Source organism: Zymomonas mobilis, assembly GCF_006715975.1.
GTDB lineage: Bacteria > Pseudomonadota > Alphaproteobacteria > Sphingomonadales > Sphingomonadaceae > Zymomonas > Zymomonas mobilis_B.
In genome coordinates this window covers 430,949-451,562 of sequence record NZ_VFOF01000001.1, presented here as the reverse complement: position 1 = coordinate 451,562, position 20,614 = coordinate 430,949, and the positions used below count along the sequence as shown (strand labels likewise).

Below are 20,614 nucleotides of genomic sequence, written 5' to 3'. Positions count from 1 at the left end.
AATTAACGCAGACACAGAAGACTATACAATAAAAATTACTTAGTCAGCTATTTTCAACAGGATTTATACCCAAAAAATGACATAAAAATTCATAAAAACAGCTTTTTTTGATAAAAATTTTAAAAAACCGGCGACAGAGCTAGTCTGGCCCATACAGGCAGATGATCAGAAGCCTGCCTTGCAAGGGGGGTGTTGTGAACGCCACATTCCAACCATTTAATTTCTGGTGTTGTGATAATACGGTCTAATCCTACCAAAGGATGATTAGCCGGAAAGCTGGCGCCAGTCGGTAAAATAGAAAATTCATCCGGCAATAAACGTAGGCAGCCTTCTCTCTTTCGCCATTGGTTAAAATCGCCCATAATAACAGTAGGCAAATCGCGGGGCAGATTTTGAAGCCTATCAAGGATAAAAGCCACTTGCCGCCGCCTAAAAAGACCGGAAAGATCAAGATGGGCGCCGATAAATCGCCAGATACGCCCTTTCATTTTTATATCACAAATGATGGCGCCACGTGGTTCCAGACGAGGCAAACGAACCCGTTCATACCCAACGCAACTGGCAAAATTCCGAAACAACATGGCGTTGCCATGCCACCCCAGACTGCAAGACCTTAAAGACAAAGGCACATAGGTATAACCATGCGCGGTTAACGCATCGAAGGGCAAAATAGCCCGCCTTTTACCCAATCGGCGGTCAGCTTCCTGAAGAATGACACAATCAGCATCGATTTCATCCAACACAGACAAAATGCGTTCAGGGTCGCGCCTTTTATCCGCACCGACAGCTTTATGAATGTTATAAGAGGCCACTTTTATTGAATAGTCCAAAATTGCCACTTTTATAGGCCTCTCCTCACATGCTTTTTATACTCAAAGGGATAACCGAAGATAAAATTTCTCTCTTGCGGCATCCCACAACAGTATAAATTGCTTGCTCTGATTTTGTCTTTCGACAAAAAATTGATTAAAAAACAGGATATATCCAAAAACATCCTACCTAAAAAGCCATTAAACAATAAAAAAACCTTATAATAAAATAAAAGAATTTTTATCTTTACAAGCTATCTTTTAAAAAAAGCGGGGTAACAACTACCCCGCTTCTCTCTAATTATTTGAAATATTTTCTGACTATTCGGAGGCGGTGCCACCAACAGTCAAGCCTTCTACCAATAAAGTAGGTTGTCCAACACCCGCAGGAACAGACTGCCCCCCTTTGCCGCAAATTCCGACCCCTTCATCCAGAGCCAAATCATTTCCGATAGCCGCAATTTTGTTAAGAACCGTCAGGCCATCTCCAATCAGGGTAGCCCCTTTGATCGGCGCGCCAATTCGGCCATTTTCAATCATATAGGCTTCGGTGCAGGAAAAGACGAATTTACCACTAGTAATATCGACCTGACCGCCACCAAAATTCTTGGCAAAAATACCTTTCTTGACACGAGACATAATCTCGGCGGGATCATCTTGTCCGGCCGCCATAAAGGTATTCGTCATTCTGGGGATCGGGGCATGGACATAACTCTCACGACGTCCATTACCCGTTGGCTTCATCCCCATCAGCCGAGCATTCAGCCTATCTTGCATATAAGATTTCAGAATACCGTTTTCAATCAAAACGGTGCGGCTCGTCGGCGTGCCTTCGTCATCAATAGTTAACGACCCACGGCGGTTAGCTATAGAACCGTCATCAATAACGGTCACACCTTCGGATGCCACTCTTTCGCCAATTCTACCCGAAAAGACAGAAGAACCCTTCCGGTTAAAATCGCCTTCCAAGCCATGACCCACCGCTTCATGCAGCAAGACGCCCGGCCATCCGGGGCCCAATACTACCGGCATTTCTCCAGCCGGTGCCGCTACCGCATCCAGATTGACCAAAGCCGAGGCCAAAGCCATATCAATTCCCTTTTGCCATTCGGCTTCTTCAAAAAGGAAATCGTAAAGATACCGGCCACCAAAACCATAAAAGCCAGATTCACGTCGGCCATTCTTTTCGACAACAACCGAAATATTTAAACGCACCAAAGGACGAATATCCTGAGCAACGAAACCATCAGGGCGGACGATTTCGATAACACTCCATGAAGCGGATAACCCGACCGAAACCTGACAGACATGGGGATCTCTTGCCCGTGCCGCCGCATCGATTTTCTGGCAAAGAGCCACTTTATCCGCAAAAGGCTTCAAAGTCAGGGGATTAGCTTCTGTATAAAGATGCCGATTGGTACGAAGCGGTGAAGAAGCCTGATTTCCCTTGGTGGGATCTAATAACTGCAAGGTTTCCCCTGCCCGTCTAATAGCATCCGCAGAAATCTCACTCGCATGAGCAAACGCAGTGGCCTCGCCCGATAATCCACGCAGACCAAAGCCCGACTGGTTATCATAGCTCGCATTTTTCAGACGGCCATCGTCAAAAGAAAAACTTTCGGAAACACTATATTGTAAATAGAGCTCACCATCATCGCAGCCATTAAGGGTTTGAGAAGTCAAACGCTTCGCGTCATCAGGTGTCAGTAACCCGGGCCTATAAAGAAAATGGCGGGGAGCTTCAGCTATGTCGGCAATAGTCATAAGCTATAATTATAACGCTCTAGCGGCAGGTGCAATCACTGAACGCATATCAAAGACGAATAATTCCAAAAACAAACCGATTAAAGTAAATGAAGATAGGCATTTGCTATCATCATATTTTAACGATAACCTACCCTCGTTTTTCGATAAAAATGCTTTACTCTTGAAACGATAACCCCACGAGACCGCCACCAACGACAACCAAAAGTGACCAAATTCATTTTTATTTCTTTGGTGGCATAAATATATTAAAAGAGTAATAAGAAGTTATCTTCTTGCCCTACTCTTACAAATAGTAACTTTATTTCGCAAATGATCTTTCTCAAGTCATCAAATGGTATAGTTAATTCGGCCTTACTTTTATGAAAGAAATCCCAAATATAAAAGGAAGGCTGGAATTGAAAGAGCCATCTCCAAGCAAAGCCGGCACAGAACCGACAGCGCTTATTGAAACTATGCGTTTTGAACCCTTGGGGGGTATCTCGGCTCTGGAACAACATCTCGCTAGGCTAGAAAATTCAGCCAAAACGCTCGGTTTCATCTATAATCGCCATGCCGTCCGTAACAATCTTCACATGGCTTGCTTCCCGTTAACAGCGCCCTATTTCATTCGGCTGGTTATCAATTACAATGGTCAAATTGCTATTGAAATCACGCCTCCAAAATCCGTCCCCACCCAAATAATAGAATGTTATCCGCTGGAAAGACCCTGCCCCGCTAATGACGAAAAGCTTTACCACGCGCTTCTTCCTCGGATCATAAAAGGCGCATCGTCTCAAACAGATTATAAAAATAGCTGGCTAGCCGTCGATTCCGCCGGTCACCCAACAGAAACCGCTCTTGGCAATATTTTCGTCCAGCGCGACAACCAACTTCTTACCCCACCTCTTAAATTGGGATTGCTACCCGGTTTACTTCGTCAGACATTACTTTCCAGCCATCGCGCAAAAGAAGCGGTATTATCTTTACAGGATTTAAAATCAGGTTTTCTGATCGGCCATGACCTGTTCGGGCTAGTCAAGGCAAAATTACTTCGCTAAAAACCGCCGCCATGGCAAGTATTGCAGAAGGTATATTCTGCCTCCTTACCTGACTGAAAAAGGATTATATTTCAAAAGACGGATATCTTTCTGTCCGCCGATTTTCCTGAGAGGAAAAAAGATGGTTCACATTTCCGCTGCCCTTTCCCGTATCCAGCCTTCACCGACGATTGCCGTGACCAGTCGGGTGATCGAGCTTAAATCAAAAGGGGTTGATATTATTACGCTCGGGGCGGGTGAACCGGATTTCGAAACGCCCGAATTTATTAAGGAAGCCGCTATTCAGGCCATCCATGACGGGAAAACCCGTTACACCAATGTTGATGGTACGGCTGAATTAAAAGAAGCGATTGTTGGTAAATTCCGGCGCGAGAACAATCTGGAATATCTCCCAGAACAGATTTCTGTCGGTTCCGGCGGCAAGCATGTTTTATTCAATGCTTTAACCGCAACGATTGATCCGGGCGATGAAATCATCATTCCGGCACCTTACTGGGTCAGTTACCCTGACATTGTCCGCTTTTGTGGCGGAACGCCGGTTTTCATTCAGGCCAATATTGACCAGAATTATAAAATTACCGCTGAACAGCTCGAAAAAGCAATAACGCCAAAAACCCGTTGGTTCATCTTCAACTCTCCCAGCAACCCAACAGGCGCGGCTTATAGTGAAGAAGAAATCAAAAGCTTGGCCGAAGTTCTGCGTCGCCATCCCCATGTCTGGATTTTGTCAGATGATATTTACGAACATATCATTTTTGATAATTTCCGCTTTGCTACCATTGCCGAAGTAGCACCCGATCTGTTCGACCGCACTCTGACTGTCAATGGCTGTTCAAAAGCCTATGCCATGACCGGCTGGCGTATTGGTTTTGCGGGTGGACCCACCGCGCTTATCAAGGCGATGGCCAAGCTCCAGTCTCAATCGACTTCAAACCCTTGCTCTATTTCACAGGCCGCTTCTGTCGCGGCGTTAAATGGTTCGCAAGAATTTCTGAAAGATTGGTCTGCCGATTTTGCGCGCCGCCGCGATCTGGTTGTCGATGGCTTAAATGCTATCGAAGGCATTTCTTGCCCAAAACCACAGGGCGCTTTTTACGTCTACCCAGGTATTTCCGATTTAATCGGCAAAAAAACGCCATCAGGCAAGGTAATCGAAAAAGATATCGATTTCTCCACTTACCTGATTGACGAAGCCAAGGTGGCCGTCGTCCATGGTGAAGCATTCGGTCTGTCTCCGGCTTTCCGGATCAGCTATGCGACCTCGACCGAGTTACTGAAAAAAGCCCTTGAGCGTATTGGCGAAGCAGTCACTCGCTTAAAATAAAACAAAATTTTAAAAAATAATTTTGACGAACAAAGCCCGGTTTCAAAAAATCGGGCTTTGTTGGCTTCTTGCTAGAAAAATCACTCTGGACTTGCGGTAGAACCTGCCAATAATCCACCATCAATATTCATTTCTGCGCCAGTAATATAGGCAGCCTCATCAGAGGCCAACATCACAGCAATAGCCGCGACCTCATCTGGCATTCCAAAACGCTGCAACGGTGTATCTGCAACCAATGCCTGCATTTTTTTCTCACGGTCACTGCAGTTCCCCAACATTGGCTCCCAAATAGGCGTTAAAATCGCACCAGGATGAATTGAATTACATCGAATCTTCCACCCTTGCTGGGCACAATAAAGGGCTACCGTTTTACTATGATTACGAATGGCGGCTTTGGATGATGCATAAGCCGCAGCTGAAGGAATTCCGACCAAAGCGGAACGTGAAGAAATATTGATGATCGACCCCGTGCCTTTTTCTTTCATGGCTTTAATCGCATAACGACATCCCAAAAAAGTACCGTCCAAATTCACGCGATGAACCGCTCTCCAATCCTCGAGATCTGCATGCTCTGGGTCATGGGCAACAGCTTTATCTTCAAAACCAATTATAGCAGCATTATTCACGACCACATCGGCAACAGGAATACATTCTGCCAATCTTTTTCTTCACGAACATCCAGTTTTATAAATCTCCCACCAATTTCATCAGCCGTCTTTTGGACTGAAATTTCATTAATCTTGGCACAACCCATTTTTCCCTACTTCGCGATCAGACTTCAAAATTTTGATCTTTGATGTCTGATATAAAAAAAGCAGCCGGATTATTCTCCGACTGCTTTTTTGTTTCTAGCAATGCAAAAATCAATGCACTGTTGTGACAGGTTCAATGCCAGACTGCTTCAACTGATCATTCAATTGAGCAATTAACCGGTCCAAGGCGGCCTGATCGCGCCCTTCTGCACGGGCAACCAAAACATCTTGTGTATTGGAAGCACGCAACAACCACCAACCATCGTCATTGGTAACGCGAACGCCATCAATCGTATTCACATTGGCATTTTGCGCGGTCAAACGACCTAAAACTTCGCCAATGACTTGGAATTTACGCGTATCCGATGCTTGGAAACGCAATTCAGGCGTATTCAGCATTTTCGGCATCTTTTTCCGAATGTCGGTCAAAGAACCACCCATATCGTGAATGGCACCAATCATGCGAACAGCGGCATAGATACCATCGTCAAAACCGAACCATTGATCGGCAAAGAAGATATGACCGCTCATTTCACCAGCCAAAGGTGAATGGGTTTCCTTCATTAAGGTCTTGATCAAAGAATGGCCGGTACGCCCCATCAACGGCTTACCCCCTAATTCAGCGACCCGATCAAACAAAGCCTGACTGGCTTTCACATCCGCGATAATCGTTCCACCGGGATGACGCTTCAAAACAGGCGAAGACAGAATAGCTAAGATCTGATCGCCCCAGATGACATGACCTTCACTATCAACCGCACCGATACGATCGGCATCACCATCAAAAGCGAATCCGAAATCCAGATTTTCTTTTTTGACCAAAGCTTTCAGGTCGTCCAAATTGGATTCAACCGTTGGGTCAGGGTGATGATTAGGGAAACGACCATCTACTTCACTGTAGATAACGAGATGTTCACCCGGTAATTTTTTAACCAGTCTTTCCAGAACGGGGCCACCGACACCATTTCCGGCATCCCAACCAATACGGAACTCTCCGCCTTCATATCCTTTGGCAAGCTTCTCGACATAGGCATCCATGATATCGGCCGTTTCGACACTGCCCTTGCCTTCTTCCCATTCGCCTTTAGCGCCCAATTCACCAAGGTCACGAATATCTTTTCCAAAGAAGGAATTATGCTTCAAGACCATCTTGAAACCGTTATATTCGGCAGGGTTATGGCTACCTGTGATCTGGATACCGCCATCGACATCCAAAGTCGCTTCGGCAAAATAAAGCATCGGCGTCGATGCTAAACCGATATTGACGACATCCACACCCGTTTCAACCAAGCCCTTTATCAAGGCTTCTTTCAAAGCCGGAGAAGACGTCCGCCCATCATATCCCACAGCAATCCGTTTGCCGCCTGCACGCCGTAAACGGGTCGCGAATCCACGACCTATGGCATAGGCGTCCTCGGGATGAAGTGTTTTTCCGACAATACCGCGAATATCATATTCACGCAGTACGGTAGGATCAAATTTATGGGACATTAAAAGCTCCTATTAGGAAAATCCTATTTGATATTCAGGGTTATAACGCGGCGGAAAAAGAAAAGCTGCCCGGAAAAGACCATTAAATCAAAGGCATCCCATTTTCTTTAAAGAAAACAGGATTCTAATCTAGGGTAAGTTTAGTTAACCGGCATTGAATTTTAATAGGATGTCGCGGGCAATATTGACATGACGCGCCCATTCTTCGGTGCCGCCTGCATCGGGATGAACCAGAGAAATTAATTGATGATAAGATTTCTTAATCGCTATTTTATCAGCCGCTTCACTCAATCCCAATAATTTCAAAGCATCATTTCTGTTCTGGGGAATACCGATTTTCTGGATACGGTTGATAATCTCTGACCGCATATCCGTCTTAGAAGGCGATGCAACCTTCTCCTTTTTTCCGGTCGGATAAGGATTTTTCTTTTGATTGAAGAAAGGCGACGGTCTTTTGGGTGGCGGTGCGGCCTGAAAAGCCGCCGAGGCATACTCACTCGGCTTTTTCTTCGCTGCACTATAAGGTTTAAAGCTCTCGCCTTTTTGGCCGGACATATAGGCCGAAGAAAAAGAATCCCGAAAATCTTGCTGTTTTTTGGCACGATCTTTCGCAACCGAACCATGTTGCTGCCGCCTCACAAACCAGATTACCGCGCCAGCAATAGCGATAACAGCAGGGACGACATCCCCTTTCACCAGCAAGGAAAAACCACCAAGGCCAGCGATCAAAGCGGCCAAATCACCAATACGAAGAGCCGCCGAAATGGGACGCCACCAACTCCATAAAGCCAAGGCCAAAGCTAATAGCGTTAAAATCTGCATGAAATTAAAGCCATTCCCTGATGCCGTCCCAAAAATTACTATCCTATGCCTATCATACGATATCTTAAAATTATCTTTACCAGAAAAACGGTATTACGCTTTTTTAACCGCTTCCTGAATTGGCAATTTTAACCCCGCAATCAAGTCTCTTAATTCCTGTCTTGCGGCGACATGCCCTAATCCAGCACGCCCCAAAGCCTTAACATCTAACAACGTCAAACCTTGCAGAAACAATTCGCGATAAATAACCCGTTCGCTCAATCCAGAAATAATACGGAAACCGACACGCTTCGATAATTCAGTCATCGCTGAAGCCACATGGCGCATATTGCGAGCTTCTAAGTGCTGGAGCCGGTTTCTCAATACAATCCAGTCAACACTCATACCATCCCGCTTACCGCGTGCTTTACGGGCTTCCCACACTAATTCAGCATAAAAGCTGGGACGCTTAATATGATAGCTCTCGGGATCAACCTGCCCAATCAGATCAAGATCGACAAAACTGTCATTGATAGGCGTAACTAAGCTATCGGCTCTTTCCAAGGCACAACGAATATCGGGAGAATGGCGTCCGGGCGTATCAACAATCACAAAATCATAATCACGGGAAAGCTCATCCAGCAAAGCATTCAAATCTTCACAACTTTCGGGATCAAAGACTTTGGTGACCGGAATCTGCAAATCCAAGCCCGACCGTTTTGCGGTTTCAGCACGATTTTCCATATAGCGGGCAAAAGTCCGCTGACGGGTATCCAAATCAACGGCTGCAACTTTTTGGCCTTTAGTACTCAATGCCACGGCGACATGAACCGCTGTTGTCGACTTTCCAGAGCCTCCCTTCTCATTTGCAAAAACAATGAAATAAGCGTTCTTCGCTGACATTTTATTTCGGCCTTTCCTTTTACGCTTTTCCGGTTCGTGCTTTTTAATATCAGGGTAATAGACCCTCAAAACATATTCATTATTACGACAAGATAGAAGATACCGATAACTGCAAAGGGCAAAATGCAGGTTATTGTCGGGATAACTAAAATTTCAGAAGTATTTTTATATTATGAGCAATCCGGTTACATGGTCACGGCTATAAATTCTCTTCTATAGGACATTACCGGAAAGATTATCATTATACCCGTAAATAACTATGTCAGGCAGCATCGCAACACCTAATTACAACAAAAGAAGCAGATACTAGATAAACAAACATCTGTTTATAGCACTGCTCAATTCCCAATTATTTTGCTAAAAGCCGTAACCAAGCAAGGCCCTTCTAGGGTACAAAGGAAGCATAATGGCAGAAAACGAACTTTTAACCGAACATGATGAAGCCTTAGATGCCTTCACGGATAATTACCAACGGCCGGCCAACAATCCCTGCGGCCTTTACCTCATTTCACCGCCCGAAATAGATGAACATTTCGTCGAACGCTTGGAAAAAGCTTTTGACGGCGGCGAAGTTTCAGCCTTTCAGCTCCGATTGAAGGGCATCAATGAACATGCCATCGCCAGACTGGCAGAGCCGTTGCAAAAATTATGCAATGATCGGGATGTCGCTTTTATCATCAATGACAGCGTCTCTCTCGCTAAAAGACTGGATGCTGACGGCGTGCATCTCGGCCAAGGTGATGGCGATGCCGCCGAAGCCCGCGTCATTCTGGGGCCTTCTGCACAAATCGGCGTCACCTGTCATAATAGCCGCCATTTGGCGATGCTTGCAGGTGAAAAAAGCGCTGACTATGTGGCTTTTGGGGCATTCTATCCCACCACCAGCAAAGAAGTCCGTTACTATGCCCGTCCAGAAATTCTTTCATGGTGGGCAACCTTGTTCGAACTGCCTTCAGTTGCCATTGGTGGTATTACGACAGAAAATGTCGCCCCTCTGGTAAAGGCCGGAGCCGATTTTGTCGCCATCTGCGCAGGCATTTGGAAAGCCAAAGAAGGCGAAACCAAAGCCGTCGAAAATTTCAACAAAATTCTCGAAAAAGCTGCCAAAGGCGAACTTGCTTAATCACTAATAAAAAAAGCCTGAGTTTTTAACTCAGGCTTTTCAAAAGGTATCTTGTAGACGATCAGCCCTGCCAGCTACGGACAGGCCCCGTATCAACATGGATAAAACCATCTTCGGGATAATAACCAACGCCCCCCTGCTGATCGAATTCAGCAGCCATACGGAGATGGTTCAATGATATCCCCGGCATAGCGATATCGGTCGCTTTACCCAACAAATGCTGACTATGGACAGCAACGCCACTATGGCGACCACGACGTTCATGCAAACGACGGTTTGTAATGGGGGAACGATAACCACAAATCAGATCAAAAGGCTGAGTGGCCGATATATCCAAACGATCGCGGATTTTTACCAACAGATTTAAAAGATCGGTATCGACTTCGGTAATGTCACCGGTTCGCCAATCTCTCAAAGCATGATTGATTTCTGCCAAACCTTCATCGTCATAGCCGTGTTTACCAAAAAAACGGGCATCAATGCGTTCATTCGTATGAACATTCCGAAAAGCAAGCCGCTTTTCTTTTACAGTATCCCAGTGAAGAAAATCAGATCCCGGCTGATGTAAAGAAGCCTGAGCCTTATTAGCTGTAATCGCCATACCGCCTAGGGCAACAAAGCCAGTTAATAACTGGCGACGACCAAGCTTTCTTTTCATTTCGCCACCTCAATCCTTACAATAATGCCTTTTCGATTTTCCCCTTCAAAAAAAAGGAGTGAACCTGTGCATCCTTTAAATTTGCCACAAAAATATTGACAAAGTATTACGAAAACATGGGGAAAACTTTTGTCCCAAAAGCTAAAAAAAAGATTTTCGGACTATACTGGTCATCATAGGATGATTTTGATGATTTCGGAAATAACGAAAAGAGACCTTTTGTCGTGTCGTCAGCACGTTTTACCTTTTGGTATGAAACCGACCTTCATAAATTACGTTGTTTTGAAAAATAAAGCCAAAGCTAGGACAAGGATCGCCTTTAAGAAAACGAATCCTTCCTACGAGTCGCGCTTGCGCTAAATCCATAAAAAAAGCGGCAGCAAAGGTTATCCCCTACTACCGCTTTTAACTAAGGACAAAAGCCCCCGTTATCAGATATTTTTCAAAGCCGTTGCGACCAAGCGATGAAGCTTGGAATGCAAGCCACTCGTGGCGGCCAAAAATTCACGGCGTTCGATCGGCTGATCGCCACCACGGAAATCGGTAACGAAACCACCAGCTTCGCGAACCAGCAACATACCAGCTGCGACATCCCACGGATAAATTTCGGATTCCCAATAGGCATCGAAACGACCAGCAGCGACCCAAGCCAAATCAAGCGCGGCGGCACCGAAACGACGAGTTCCAGCAACCTGCGGTGAAATCTGGCGGAAAATAGCTTCCCACTGATCGAAATTGCCATGACCTGCGAAAGGAATACCGGTCGCGATCAAAGCTTCATTGAGATTACGACGGGAAGAAACGCGGATGCGGCTATCATGCAACCATGCACCACGGCCTTTTTCAGCCCAAAAGCTTTCATCGGTAATTGGCTGATAAACCAAAGCTTGGGTAATTTCACCCGTGCCATCGGCTTTCGGCTCTTCGACCGCAATGGAAACCGCAAAATGCGGAATCGCATGCAAGAAGTTGGACGTGCCATCCAAAGGATCAACGATCCAGCGCGGCTTGGTGGGATCACCCGGAATTGCGCCAGTTTCTTCACCTAAAAAGCCCCAATCAGGACGGGCATGTTTCAAAATTTCATAAATGGTCTGTTCAGACCGTTTATCTGCAATCGAAACAAAATCAGCAGGCCCCTTACGGCTCACCTGCAAATGCTGAACTTCGCCGAAATCACGCCGAAGGAGAGGCGCTGCCTTACGTGCAGCACGCTCCATAATAGAAATAAGACCAGGAGCTGCCATTAATCTGCCCGCTTTACATATTCTTGGGTATTCACATCGACAATAATACGCGTGCCGGCTGTGATATGGGGAGGAACCATAACCCGAACGCCATTATCAAGAATAGCTGGTTTATAGGAAGAAGAAGCTGTCTGGCCTTTAATCACGGCATCAGCCTCGACAATTTCAGCTTCGACCTGTTCCGGCAACTGAACCGAAATCGGCTTTTCTTCATATAATTCCATGACAACATCCATACCATCCTGCAAGAACGGTACGGCATCGCCTAACAAATCTTTGACTAAAGAAATCTGTTCATAGGTTTCTTTGTCCATGAAGGTCAGCATATCGCCATCGGCAAACAGATATTGAAAATCTTTGGTATCGAGACGAACCCGTTCTACAGTTTCAGCCGAACGGAAACGGACATTGGTCTTCCGTCCGTCGATCAGATTTTTCATTTCAACCTGCATATAGGCCCCGCCCTTACCGGGCTGGGTATGCTGGATTTTCGCAGCCCGCCACAGGCCACCTTCATATTCAAGAATATTACCGGGCCGAATATCGACGCCACTGATTTTCATGTCGGTCTCGCGATTACTAAAAAAGGAAAAGAGCAAGCCTAAAACAAGCTTTGTTGTCCTTCTCTCTAACGATCATGACAAAGCTTGGAAAGCCTATTTCCGGCTTGTTTTTGAAGAAAAACAAGCCGGAAACTATATTTTAAGGGATATTTTGGGCTAAAAACCGGATTGGTCTCTCGAAGCCCTGAAACGTTTCAACCCAAAAGCTAAATCAGCGATCAGATCATCAGGGTCTTCGAGTCCAATATGCAAACGAACAACAGGTCCTGCAGCCTGCCAGCTTGCCGCCGTACGTATCGGCTGCGGATCGACCGGCAAAGCAAGGCTTTCATAGCCGCCCCATGAGAAACCGATACCAAAATGTTCCAAGCTATCAATAAAGACCGTTCTATCTTGGTTGTTGCCGCCTTCCAAAACGAAGCTAAACAGACCAGACGAGCCTTTGAAATCACGGTTCCAAAATTCATGCCCCGGACAAGAGGACATAGCCGGATGCAGCACCCAAGCGACTTCCGGCTGTTCACTCAGCCATTTTGCCACTTTAAGAGCATTTTTTTCATGCTCTTTCAGGCGGACTTTCAGGGTGCGTAATCCTTTTAAGGCAGAATTAGCATCATCAGGACCAACATACTGGCCAAAAAGGCCACTTATCCGTTTCAATTTATCGAAATGACCAGGAACAGCGGTAACTGATCCCATCATGGTGTCCGAATGGCCGGTGATATATTTGGTGCAGGCCATAACGACCAAATCAATACCACGTTCAATAGCCGAAAAAAACAAAGGCGTTGCCCATGTATTATCAAGGATAGTGGTAATCGAATGGCGATGGGCAACTTCACAAATGCCGGGAATATCCTGCACTTCAAAAGTCAGACTACCTGGGCTCTCCAAAAATATAGCCCGCGTTTTCGGCGTGAATAAATGCTCTATTTCCTGACCGACCAACGGATCATAATAGGTAACATTGATACCTTGCGCCTTTAAAACGGTATCACAAAATACGCGGGTCGGTTCATAACAGCTATCCACCATCAGCAATTCGTCACCGGGTTCCAAAGCGCTTAATAATGCCATGGATAAAGCGGCAACACCTGACGGATACAGCACCGTCGATTCCGCTCCGGGATGCAATTCGGTTAATGCATCGACCAAAGCCCATTGGGTCGGCGTGCCACGACGACCATAATAAAGCTGATCATCTGGATGACTGGAGGCATTTTCTAATCCGGCAACCGAATCAAACAAAATAGTCGATGCGCGCCAGACCGGCGGATTAACAACCGATCCACCTTTCCCTTTGACCCATTCACGGCGACGCCCTGCGGTAATCAGCCTCGTCGATTCACGAATAGCGGGGCCTACTTCTTTCGGTGTGTCGGGGTCACTGCCCCATTCTTCCCATGAACCATCATAAAGGGAAACATCTCTTTTCCCTAAAAGGCGGGCAGCAAATAACAACGCCGGAGCTGTTCTTCCCGCACCACAAGTGAACAGCAAAGGTTGGTCAAGATCAATCCGATTTCTCGCAAAGGCCTGCTCAATTTTGCTCGTGGTTTTCCAGCACCCATTATCGTCCAACAATTCCTCATAGGGCAAATTAAGACTATGCGGAATGTGACCTGGGGCAAGCGCTGGATTAGCAACGGCTTCACCACTAAAGACCTTAGGCGCACGGGCATCGACAATGACTTCATGCCCTGAAACGATATTATGCATCACCTGATTACGGGTGCGAATAAGCGCTTCATTGCGGGAAAGCTGCAAGATGATCGGCGAGGATGAAATCGCGGCACCGCTTTCAACCGGCAAACGCTCCCCTTTCCAGCGTGTCAGCCCCCCATCCAACAGCATGACATGACGGTATTCATGCAGCATCAACAGCCACCATGCTCGGGCGGCCGAAGGTAAAGATAAATTGTCGTAAATAACAATTATGTCATCGGGATCTAATCCCAATCGCCCAAATTCATATTCGACTTTATCAATACTGGGCACCATTCTCGGCAAAGGTGCATTTTCATCTCTTAATAGACGGTTATCAAGGAAAAGCGCGCCAGGAATATGCGCCTTGCAATATTCATCATAAGCCTTGGTATCGACATCAGGTGGATAGCTTCCGGCATCAATAATATGTAATCGTGGATTGGCTAGATTACGATATAACCACTCTGGCGTTACCAAAAGCTTCATAATTCAATTCATCCTGATAACTGTATTCAAATAAAATTTTACAGCAAAAAATGCCTTAACATATTCAAAAATGTTTAATTTCATTATTTGTAATAAATACTGATAATTTTTTAAAAAATTACCAACGATATTGGGTATCCTGTCCTCATTCGAGGTTTTCCCCTGATAAATAACAGGATAATATAAGCCCATGCAAACAACACATTTAGGCAAAACCAGCCCACTGCCGCAATCGCCAGAGCAGGCTACCCTTGATTATGTCCCAAATCCTCGTCAGGGGAAAAATTATCTTATCCGTTTTGCGATTCCTGAATTCACATCGCTTTGTCCGGTAACGGGACAACCGGATTTTGCTCATCTGGTTATTGATTATGTGCCAGATAAACTGATCGTCGAATCCAAATCCCTAAAATTATTTTTAGGGTCTTTCCGCAATCATCGCGCTTTTCACGAAGATTGCACGGTCGGAATCGGAGAGAAACTTTTTACAGAAATGAAAGCCCAATGGCTGCGCATCGGCGGATATTGGTATCCGCGCGGCGGCATTCCCATTGATGTTTTCTGGCAAAGCGGAACGCCCCCTCAGGACTTATGGTTGCCGGAACAGGGCGTGCCACCTTATCGGGGACGTTAATTCTCCCGATAATATTATTGCGGCATATTTTTATAGGTAACCGGCGGGGCGGATGGGCTTGCCTGTCCCCCTGCCCTGACAACAGCCAAATCATCCTGCTTTGCAGGGGCTGCAACGATATCACTCGTTAAACCACCTTTATTCACGGTTTCCGTATCAGCATCACCGACCGAGCTACGAATCCCAGGCTGGGCACGACGGGCAGAAGCTTTTTCCAAAAGCCCCCGTTCGGCGGCGGCCTTTACAGCAGGCTGCCCAAACATAGCTGCCAAAGCTTGGGTTGAACTATCCGTATCCTGAGGCCGCGGCGCACCTGGTTTTGGCGGAGCAAGGGTGAATTCCGGTGGGATAACCAAAGGCTGCTGACGGGATGCTTCCATCTCGCTGGCACGAGGATTAGCGAAAACCCCGGGTTTAGACTTATGTGTGGTGCAACCAGCCGTAATCGCTGTCACCATCCCCATAATGATTATACCAGATATCTTCAAAAAGGGAGCAACAGGATTATTCTTGGTCGTTTTTATCATCACATTAAAAGCTCCAGCAGATTCGGAAAAAAGAGAAGGATGTTTCTCAGTCCCAAAGTTTCATAGAAAGAAGCTTACCTCAAAAATCAGGTAGCCTTATTCTCATCCTAGTTTTTTGACCATAATGAGCGCAAGATCAGAAAAGCAACCCCACAACTTATGGCAGCATCCGCGACATTAAAGACTAAAAAAGGATGCAAGTTACCAAAATGTAAATCGAGAAAATCAACGACCGCGCCCGCCCGTATCCGGTCTGTGATATTACCGATAGCGCCCCCTAATACAAGCCCAAGCGCCATAGCCGAAAAAAAATGCTTTTCGCGTAAAATCAAAATCACCACAGCCAAGGCAATGGCCGCCGTTAAACCGACCAAAATCCAACGCCCGACATCACTTCCGGCGGTCAAAAATCCCATCGAAATGCCGTAATTCAATACCCATTTTAATTGAAAAATGGGCAATATCTGTATTTCCATCCGCTCAGGCAAAGCCAAGGGATATGTCACATAATATTTACTGAACTGGTCAAAACAAAAGGCCAGAAGGGCGACTAAAAAGCCTGCCCCCCTGACATTATTTGTTGATAAATCGGACAGAATTGTTTTTTGGGTCACGCCTTACTCACCAACAACGGCCTGACAACGGCTGCATAAAGCGCCATCTTCTTCCACTTCAGGAAGATGCTGCCAACAACGACCACATTTATGGTTTTCGGTGCGGTCAACCGTTATTGCCGCATCAGCAGCATCAACCAGCTTGATTTTGGCGGTAATGCAAAGCTCAGAGAAATTAACCGAAGAAAGAATTTCTGCGGTCGCGGCATCAACCGGCAAGGTCACTTCAGCCTCAAGGCTGGAGCCTACGATTTTTTCACGCCGCAACGGTTCAATCTTTTCGGTTACAATCTGGCGTTGTTCACGAATAACGGCCCATTTTTCACCCAAAGCGCCATTTTTCCACTGGCTATCCACTTCCGGCCAAACCGACAAATGAACAGACTGCGCATCAGGGAAACGATGCAACCACACTTCTTCTGCCGTAAAGCACAAGATTGGGGCAGCATAACGCACCAAAGCATGGAACAGGATATCCAAAACCGTGCGATAAGCGCGCCGTTCTTGGGTACCTTTCGGTTCCGCAGGACCAATATCGCAATATAACCGGTCTTTCCGAATATCGAAGAAGAAAGCCGACAGGTCATTATTCACGAAATCGGATAACAAACGCAGATAACGGTTGAATGCAAAAGCATCGACAGCTTCATGCAAACCCTTATCAAGCTCAGCCAGAAGATGAAGAACATATTTTTCAAGTTCTGGTAAATCAGCGATGGCGACTTTTTCGTCTTCCGAGAAACCTTCCAAGGCACCCAAAAGATAACGGAAGCTATTCCGCAATTTACGATAGCCATCTGACGTGCCAGACAAGACTTCCTTACCGATACGAACATCTTCGGTATAATCTGTCGAAGCCACCCACATACGCAGGATATCGGCACCGCTTTCATTGATAACCTTCAAAGGATCAATGACGTTACCAACAGATTTCGACATCTTGCGGCCATTACCATCCAAGGTAAAGCCATGCGTCATCACCGCATCATAAGGTGCATGCCCACGTGAACCACAGCTTTCCAGCAAGGAAGACTGGAACCAACCGCGATGCTGATCTGAACCTTCTAAATAAAGCTGGGCGCGCGTGCCTTCACCGTAACGAGCTTCTACGACAAAAGCATGGGTCGATCCTGAATCAAACCAAACATCCAAAATGTCGTTGACCGGCTCATAATCTTCGAGACGATATTTATCGCCAAGGAAAGTCTGATGGTCGGCTTTGAACCAAGCATCGGCACCTTCTTTACGGAAGGCCTCCAGAATACGGGCATTCACTTCGGGATCACGTAAATAATCGCCGGATTCACGATTAACATAAAGGGTAATCGGAACACCCCAAGCCCGCTGGCGAGAAATAACCCAATCGGGGCGACCTTCTACCATCGTCTGGATGCGATTTTTCCCTTTGGCTGGGAACCAGTTTACTTCGTCAATCGCTTCCAAAGCCGTTTCGCGCAGGGTTTTACCCGCGATTGCGCCTTCTTTGACCTGACGATCAAGCGCGATAAACCATTGCGGGGTGCAACGATAAATCAGCTTGGCTTTAGAACGCCAACTATGGGGATAGCTATGGTGCAGAACCGAAGTGGCCAATAAAGCACCGACTTCTCTCAAATCGGAACAGATCGGGCCATCCGCGGCATTGATCTTCGGCGAAATGACGAGTCCTTCGCCGCCCATCCACAACCAATCTTTCCGGTAACGACCGTCATCTTCAACGGCAAAAACCGGATCAATCTGATGCGCCTTGCAAAGCAAGAAGTCATCTTCACCATAATCAGGCGCCATATGGACGATGCCGGTTCCGGCTTCAGTCGTCACATGCGTGCCACCCAAGAACGGACGAGGTTCAGCAAAGAAACCGCCCTTTTCAAACATCGGATGCTGAGCAACACTGCCGTCCAGTTCTGCGCCCTTACCCCGCCACAGGATAGGTGCATCCCCTTCATGGCCGATCCGTTTCAGGCTTTCTTCCAGCAAAGCTTCTGCAAACAGATAATGCTTGCCGTTCAAATCAGCGAGAACATAATCAATATCAGGGCCATAGGCCAAAGCACGGTTAACCGGAATAGTCCAAGGTGTCGTCGTCCAGATAACCGCATATCCACCGACTAATTCAGGGATTTTGCTGTCAGTAATCTTAAACGCCAAATCAATCGTCGTGGAATCGACATCGGCATAATCAACTTCAGCTTCTGCCAAAGCTGTCTTTTCAATAACCGACCATAAAACCGGTTTTGCACCGCGATAAATCTGACCGGTTTCAGAAAACCGCATCAATTCACCGGCAATAATCGCTTCGGCTTCAAAATTCATGGTCAAATAGGGGTTATCCCATTCCCCTAAGACACCCAATCTTTTGAATTCCTGACGCTGGGTATCTACCCAGTGAACGGCATATTTCCGGCATTCCTGACGGAATTCAACGGCGTTCACATCTTTATCAACATTCAGTTTTTTCTTACGAAACTGCTCTTCGACTTTCCATTCAATCGGCAGGCCATGACAATCCCAGCCGGGGACATAAGGTACATCCTTCCCCAACAAGGTCTGGCTGCGCATTACGATATCTTTTAAAATCTTATTCAGAGCATGACCGATATGGATATCGCCATTGGCGTAAGGCGGGCCATCATGCAAAATGAAGCGTTCCGCGCCTTTACGCTGTTCGCGTAATTGCTGGTAAAGGTCTTCTTTTTGCCAACGCTCTAAGATTTCCGGTTCTTTTCTAGCTAAACCGGCTTTCATCGGGAAAGAAGTTTTAGGCAGAAAAACAGTCGGACGCCAGTCGCGCGCCTTGGTAGCATCGGCAGATTTTTGATCGGACATAATGAAGCTCTGATACGAAACGGGATAAAAAAGGAAAGATACCTTTAATGTAAAGCTTTCCCGGAAGAAACAGGATTATTTACAGACAGCAGATATCTAACCGATTATTGCCTATTTTAGATAGGATCAACGTCATATTCGCTTAAACAGGCGCGGGCAACTTTACAATCCTCGGCAATCTGCTGGATTAAAGCATCCATGCCGTTAAATTTCTGCTCTGACCGCAAGAAAGCAATCAAAGAAACCGCGATTGTCTGGTCATAAATATCGCCTTCCCAGTCAAAGAAGCAAGGCTCTAACCATTCGGTCGGCGGCGAAAAGCTTGGCCGGATGCCTAAATTAGCGGCACCATCCAAATAACGCCCATCGGGCAACCGCCCCCTTACTGCATAGATACCATAAGCCGGTCGAACATAATCGCCCATTAACAGATTGGCGGTTGGGAACCCTAACTGACGCCCGACTTGATTACCGTGACGGACAATGCCTTCGACCGTAAAGGGACGGCTAAGAAGCCGCGCAGCTGTCTCCGGTTCACCTTTTTTCAAGGCTTCACGAATACGGGTAGAAGAAACCGCGCCTTGCTGGTCACAGACTGGCATGATGGTATCGACAGAAATTCCTAAATCCTGTCCCATCTTCTGTAATAAATCGATGCCACCTTTTCGCCCTTTACCAAAGGTAAAATCCTGTCCGGTAACGACCCCCGCGGCTTTCAAATGACCAATCAACTGTTTCTGAATAAATTCTTCAGGTGAAAGACTGGCCATCTCCGCCGAGAAACGAATAACAAAAGTCGCATCTGCTCCCGCGTTTTTGAATAGGCGTGCGCGCTGCGGAATAGTCGTCAACGCAAAAGGCGGTAGCTCAGGGCAGAAAAACCGAACCGGATGCGGATCAAAGGTCGCGACAATAACAGGGCGGCCTTCAGCATGGGCACGCGCAACGGCTGCGGCAACCACAGCCTGATGGCCTAAATGAAAGCCATCAAAATTACCGAGCGCAACAATGGCACCATATAAATGATCGGGTATAGGGGCGTCACTAAAAAGACAGGTCATAGTCTCGATTTACATAAGAACATAGGCGCTACCCATAAAAGATAACTGAAAAAGCAATCTTTAGGTGGAAAAGGCATAGGCAAAGCGACAAAAAAAGAAAAGCCCTGAAAACATCCTTTTTCTAAGTAGCCCTTGGTTTTTTAGCATAAGAAACAGTTTCGGCCACTTAATGAAAAACAAGATTTGCTCAATATTTTAAAAAAAGAAATGATATTAATAAAAAATGCGTCAGAGATAAGAATATTTATACTTCCAAAACACATTAAAATTTCACCCGATGC

General features: G+C 46.3%; 17 protein-coding genes and 2 pseudogenes. 4 read left to right on the top strand and 15 right to left on the bottom strand.

What is annotated here, in order from left to right:
• Positions 1-119: 119 nt before the first annotated feature.
• Together FBY58_RS01925 and tldD are read right to left on the bottom strand one after the other, a co-directional pair.
• The gene (locus FBY58_RS01925; protein WP_141919242.1) at positions 120-839 is read right to left on the bottom strand and encodes an endonuclease/exonuclease/phosphatase family protein; all 720 of its coding nucleotides are present in this window, start codon (positions 837-839) and stop codon (positions 120-122) included.
• Positions 840-1,130: 291 nt separating this feature from the next.
• Positions 1,131-2,573, bottom strand: coding sequence for a metalloprotease TldD (gene tldD / locus FBY58_RS01920; protein ID WP_141919241.1), 1,443 nt, complete (start codon positions 2,571-2,573; stop codon positions 1,131-1,133).
• Positions 2,574-2,971: 398 nt separating this feature from the next.
• On the opposite strand from tldD, the gene FBY58_RS01915 reads away from it, so the two are divergent.
• Positions 2,972-3,613 carry an aminotransferase class IV gene (locus FBY58_RS01915; RefSeq protein ID WP_260432023.1) on the top strand — a complete coding sequence of 214 codons (642 nt, stop codon included), beginning with the start codon at positions 2,972-2,974 and terminating at the stop codon, positions 3,611-3,613.
• A gap of 121 nt (positions 3,614-3,734) precedes the next feature.
• Positions 3,735-4,937, top strand: coding sequence for a pyridoxal phosphate-dependent aminotransferase (locus FBY58_RS01910; protein WP_141919239.1), 1,203 nt, complete (start codon positions 3,735-3,737; stop codon positions 4,935-4,937).
• Between the two features lie 80 nt (positions 4,938-5,017).
• Here FBY58_RS01910 and FBY58_RS01905 read toward each other — a convergent pair.
• The 4 genes and pseudogenes from FBY58_RS01905 to FBY58_RS01890 form a co-directional block, all read right to left on the bottom strand.
• A pseudogene (locus FBY58_RS01905) lies at positions 5,018-5,661 on the bottom strand (SDR family oxidoreductase); the annotation flags it as partial.
• A 139-nt stretch (positions 5,662-5,800) separates the two neighbouring features.
• Entirely contained in the window at positions 5,801-7,180 is a 1,380-nt protein-coding gene (pgmG, locus tag FBY58_RS01900; protein WP_141919238.1) for a phosphoglucomutase/phosphomannomutase PgmG, read from the bottom strand.
• Positions 7,181-7,324: 144 nt separating this feature from the next.
• Positions 7,325-8,002, bottom strand: a complete 678-nt coding sequence (locus tag FBY58_RS01895) for a DnaJ family molecular chaperone (protein WP_141919237.1) — start codon at positions 8,000-8,002, stop codon at positions 7,325-7,327.
• A gap of 93 nt (positions 8,003-8,095) precedes the next feature.
• On the bottom strand, positions 8,096-8,884 hold the full coding sequence (locus FBY58_RS01890; protein WP_141919236.1) for a division plane positioning ATPase MipZ: 789 nt from the start codon (positions 8,882-8,884) through the stop codon (positions 8,096-8,098).
• Between the two features lie 406 nt (positions 8,885-9,290).
• Between FBY58_RS01890 and thiE the strand changes: the two genes are divergently transcribed.
• Positions 9,291-10,007, top strand: coding sequence for a thiamine phosphate synthase (thiE, locus tag FBY58_RS01885; RefSeq protein ID WP_141919235.1), 717 nt, complete (start codon positions 9,291-9,293; stop codon positions 10,005-10,007).
• 61 nt (positions 10,008-10,068) lie between these two features.
• Here the strand turns inward: thiE and FBY58_RS01880 are convergent, their stop codons facing one another.
• From FBY58_RS01880 to FBY58_RS09465, 5 genes and pseudogenes are all read right to left on the bottom strand, one after another.
• Positions 10,069-10,665, bottom strand: coding sequence for a DUF882 domain-containing protein (locus tag FBY58_RS01880; protein ID WP_141919234.1), 597 nt, complete (start codon positions 10,663-10,665; stop codon positions 10,069-10,071).
• Positions 10,666-11,096: 431 nt separating this feature from the next.
• Positions 11,097-11,912 carry an inositol monophosphatase family protein gene (locus FBY58_RS01875; protein ID WP_141919233.1) on the bottom strand — a complete coding sequence of 272 codons (816 nt, stop codon included), beginning with the start codon at positions 11,910-11,912 and terminating at the stop codon, positions 11,097-11,099.
• Positions 11,912-12,475 (bottom strand): elongation factor P, encoded by a 564-nt coding sequence (gene efp / locus FBY58_RS01870; protein WP_141919232.1) that lies wholly within the window; start codon positions 12,473-12,475, stop codon positions 11,912-11,914. The genes FBY58_RS01875 and efp overlap by 1 nt, the downstream gene beginning before the upstream one ends.
• A 156-nt stretch (positions 12,476-12,631) precedes the next feature.
• Positions 12,632-13,828: a cystathionine beta-lyase gene (gene metC, locus FBY58_RS09470; protein ID WP_260432174.1), complete on the bottom strand. Its 1,197-nt coding sequence runs from the start codon at positions 13,826-13,828 to the stop codon at positions 12,632-12,634.
• A gap of 45 nt (positions 13,829-13,873) precedes the next feature.
• Positions 13,874-14,668 (bottom strand): annotated as a pseudogene (locus FBY58_RS09465) (sulfurtransferase); the annotation flags it as partial.
• Between the two features lie 190 nt (positions 14,669-14,858).
• On the opposite strand from FBY58_RS09465, the gene queF reads away from it, so the two are divergent.
• Complete coding sequence (gene queF / locus FBY58_RS01860) at positions 14,859-15,302, top strand: preQ(1) synthase (RefSeq protein ID WP_141919230.1); 444 nt, start codon at positions 14,859-14,861, stop codon at positions 15,300-15,302.
• Positions 15,303-15,316: 14 nt separating this feature from the next.
• Here queF and FBY58_RS01855 read toward each other — a convergent pair whose 3' ends face one another.
• The 4 genes from FBY58_RS01855 to FBY58_RS01840 form a co-directional block, all read right to left on the bottom strand.
• Positions 15,317-15,829, bottom strand: a complete 513-nt coding sequence (locus FBY58_RS01855; RefSeq protein ID WP_141920591.1) for a DUF3035 domain-containing protein — start codon at positions 15,827-15,829, stop codon at positions 15,317-15,319.
• Positions 15,830-15,936: 107 nt separating this feature from the next.
• Complete coding sequence (gene lspA / locus FBY58_RS01850) at positions 15,937-16,443, bottom strand: signal peptidase II (RefSeq protein WP_141919229.1); 507 nt, start codon at positions 16,441-16,443, stop codon at positions 15,937-15,939.
• Positions 16,444-16,446: 3 nt separating this feature from the next.
• Complete coding sequence (ileS, locus tag FBY58_RS01845) at positions 16,447-19,272, bottom strand: isoleucine--tRNA ligase (protein WP_141919228.1); 2,826 nt, start codon at positions 19,270-19,272, stop codon at positions 16,447-16,449.
• Between the two features lie 116 nt (positions 19,273-19,388).
• Positions 19,389-20,333 (bottom strand): bifunctional riboflavin kinase/FAD synthetase, encoded by a 945-nt coding sequence (locus FBY58_RS01840; protein ID WP_141919227.1) that lies wholly within the window; start codon positions 20,331-20,333, stop codon positions 19,389-19,391.
• Positions 20,334-20,614 lie beyond the last annotated feature (281 nt).

Excerpts from the sequence above, each read along its gene's own strand:
- queF (WP_141919230.1), top strand. The coding sequence starts at position 14,859 with ATGCAAACAACACATTTAGGCAAAACCAGCCCACTGCCGCAATCGCCA.
- FBY58_RS01840 (WP_141919227.1), bottom strand. The coding sequence starts at position 20,333 with ATGACCTGTCTTTTTAGTGACGCCCCTATACCCGATCATTTATATGGT.
- FBY58_RS01875 (WP_141919233.1), bottom strand. The coding sequence starts at position 11,912 with ATGGCAGCTCCTGGTCTTATTTCTATTATGGAGCGTGCTGCACGTAAG.
- tldD (WP_141919241.1), bottom strand. The coding sequence starts at position 2,573 with ATGACTATTGCCGACATAGCTGAAGCTCCCCGCCATTTTCTTTATAGG.
- FBY58_RS01855 (WP_141920591.1), bottom strand. The coding sequence starts at position 15,829 with ATGATAAAAACGACCAAGAATAATCCTGTTGCTCCCTTTTTGAAGATA.
- efp (WP_141919232.1), bottom strand. The coding sequence starts at position 12,475 with ATGAAAATCAGTGGCGTCGATATTCGGCCCGGTAATATTCTTGAATAT.
- FBY58_RS01895 (WP_141919237.1), bottom strand. The coding sequence starts at position 8,002 with ATGCAGATTTTAACGCTATTAGCTTTGGCCTTGGCTTTATGGAGTTGG.
- ileS (WP_141919228.1), bottom strand. The coding sequence starts at position 19,272 with ATGTCCGATCAAAAATCTGCCGATGCTACCAAGGCGCGCGACTGGCGT.
- FBY58_RS01910 (WP_141919239.1), top strand. The coding sequence starts at position 3,735 with ATGGTTCACATTTCCGCTGCCCTTTCCCGTATCCAGCCTTCACCGACG.
- thiE (WP_141919235.1), top strand. The coding sequence starts at position 9,291 with ATGGCAGAAAACGAACTTTTAACCGAACATGATGAAGCCTTAGATGCC.
- pgmG (WP_141919238.1), bottom strand. The coding sequence starts at position 7,180 with ATGTCCCATAAATTTGATCCTACCGTACTGCGTGAATATGATATTCGC.
- FBY58_RS01890 (WP_141919236.1), bottom strand. The coding sequence starts at position 8,884 with ATGTCAGCGAAGAACGCTTATTTCATTGTTTTTGCAAATGAGAAGGGA.
- FBY58_RS01880 (WP_141919234.1), bottom strand. The coding sequence starts at position 10,665 with ATGAAAAGAAAGCTTGGTCGTCGCCAGTTATTAACTGGCTTTGTTGCC.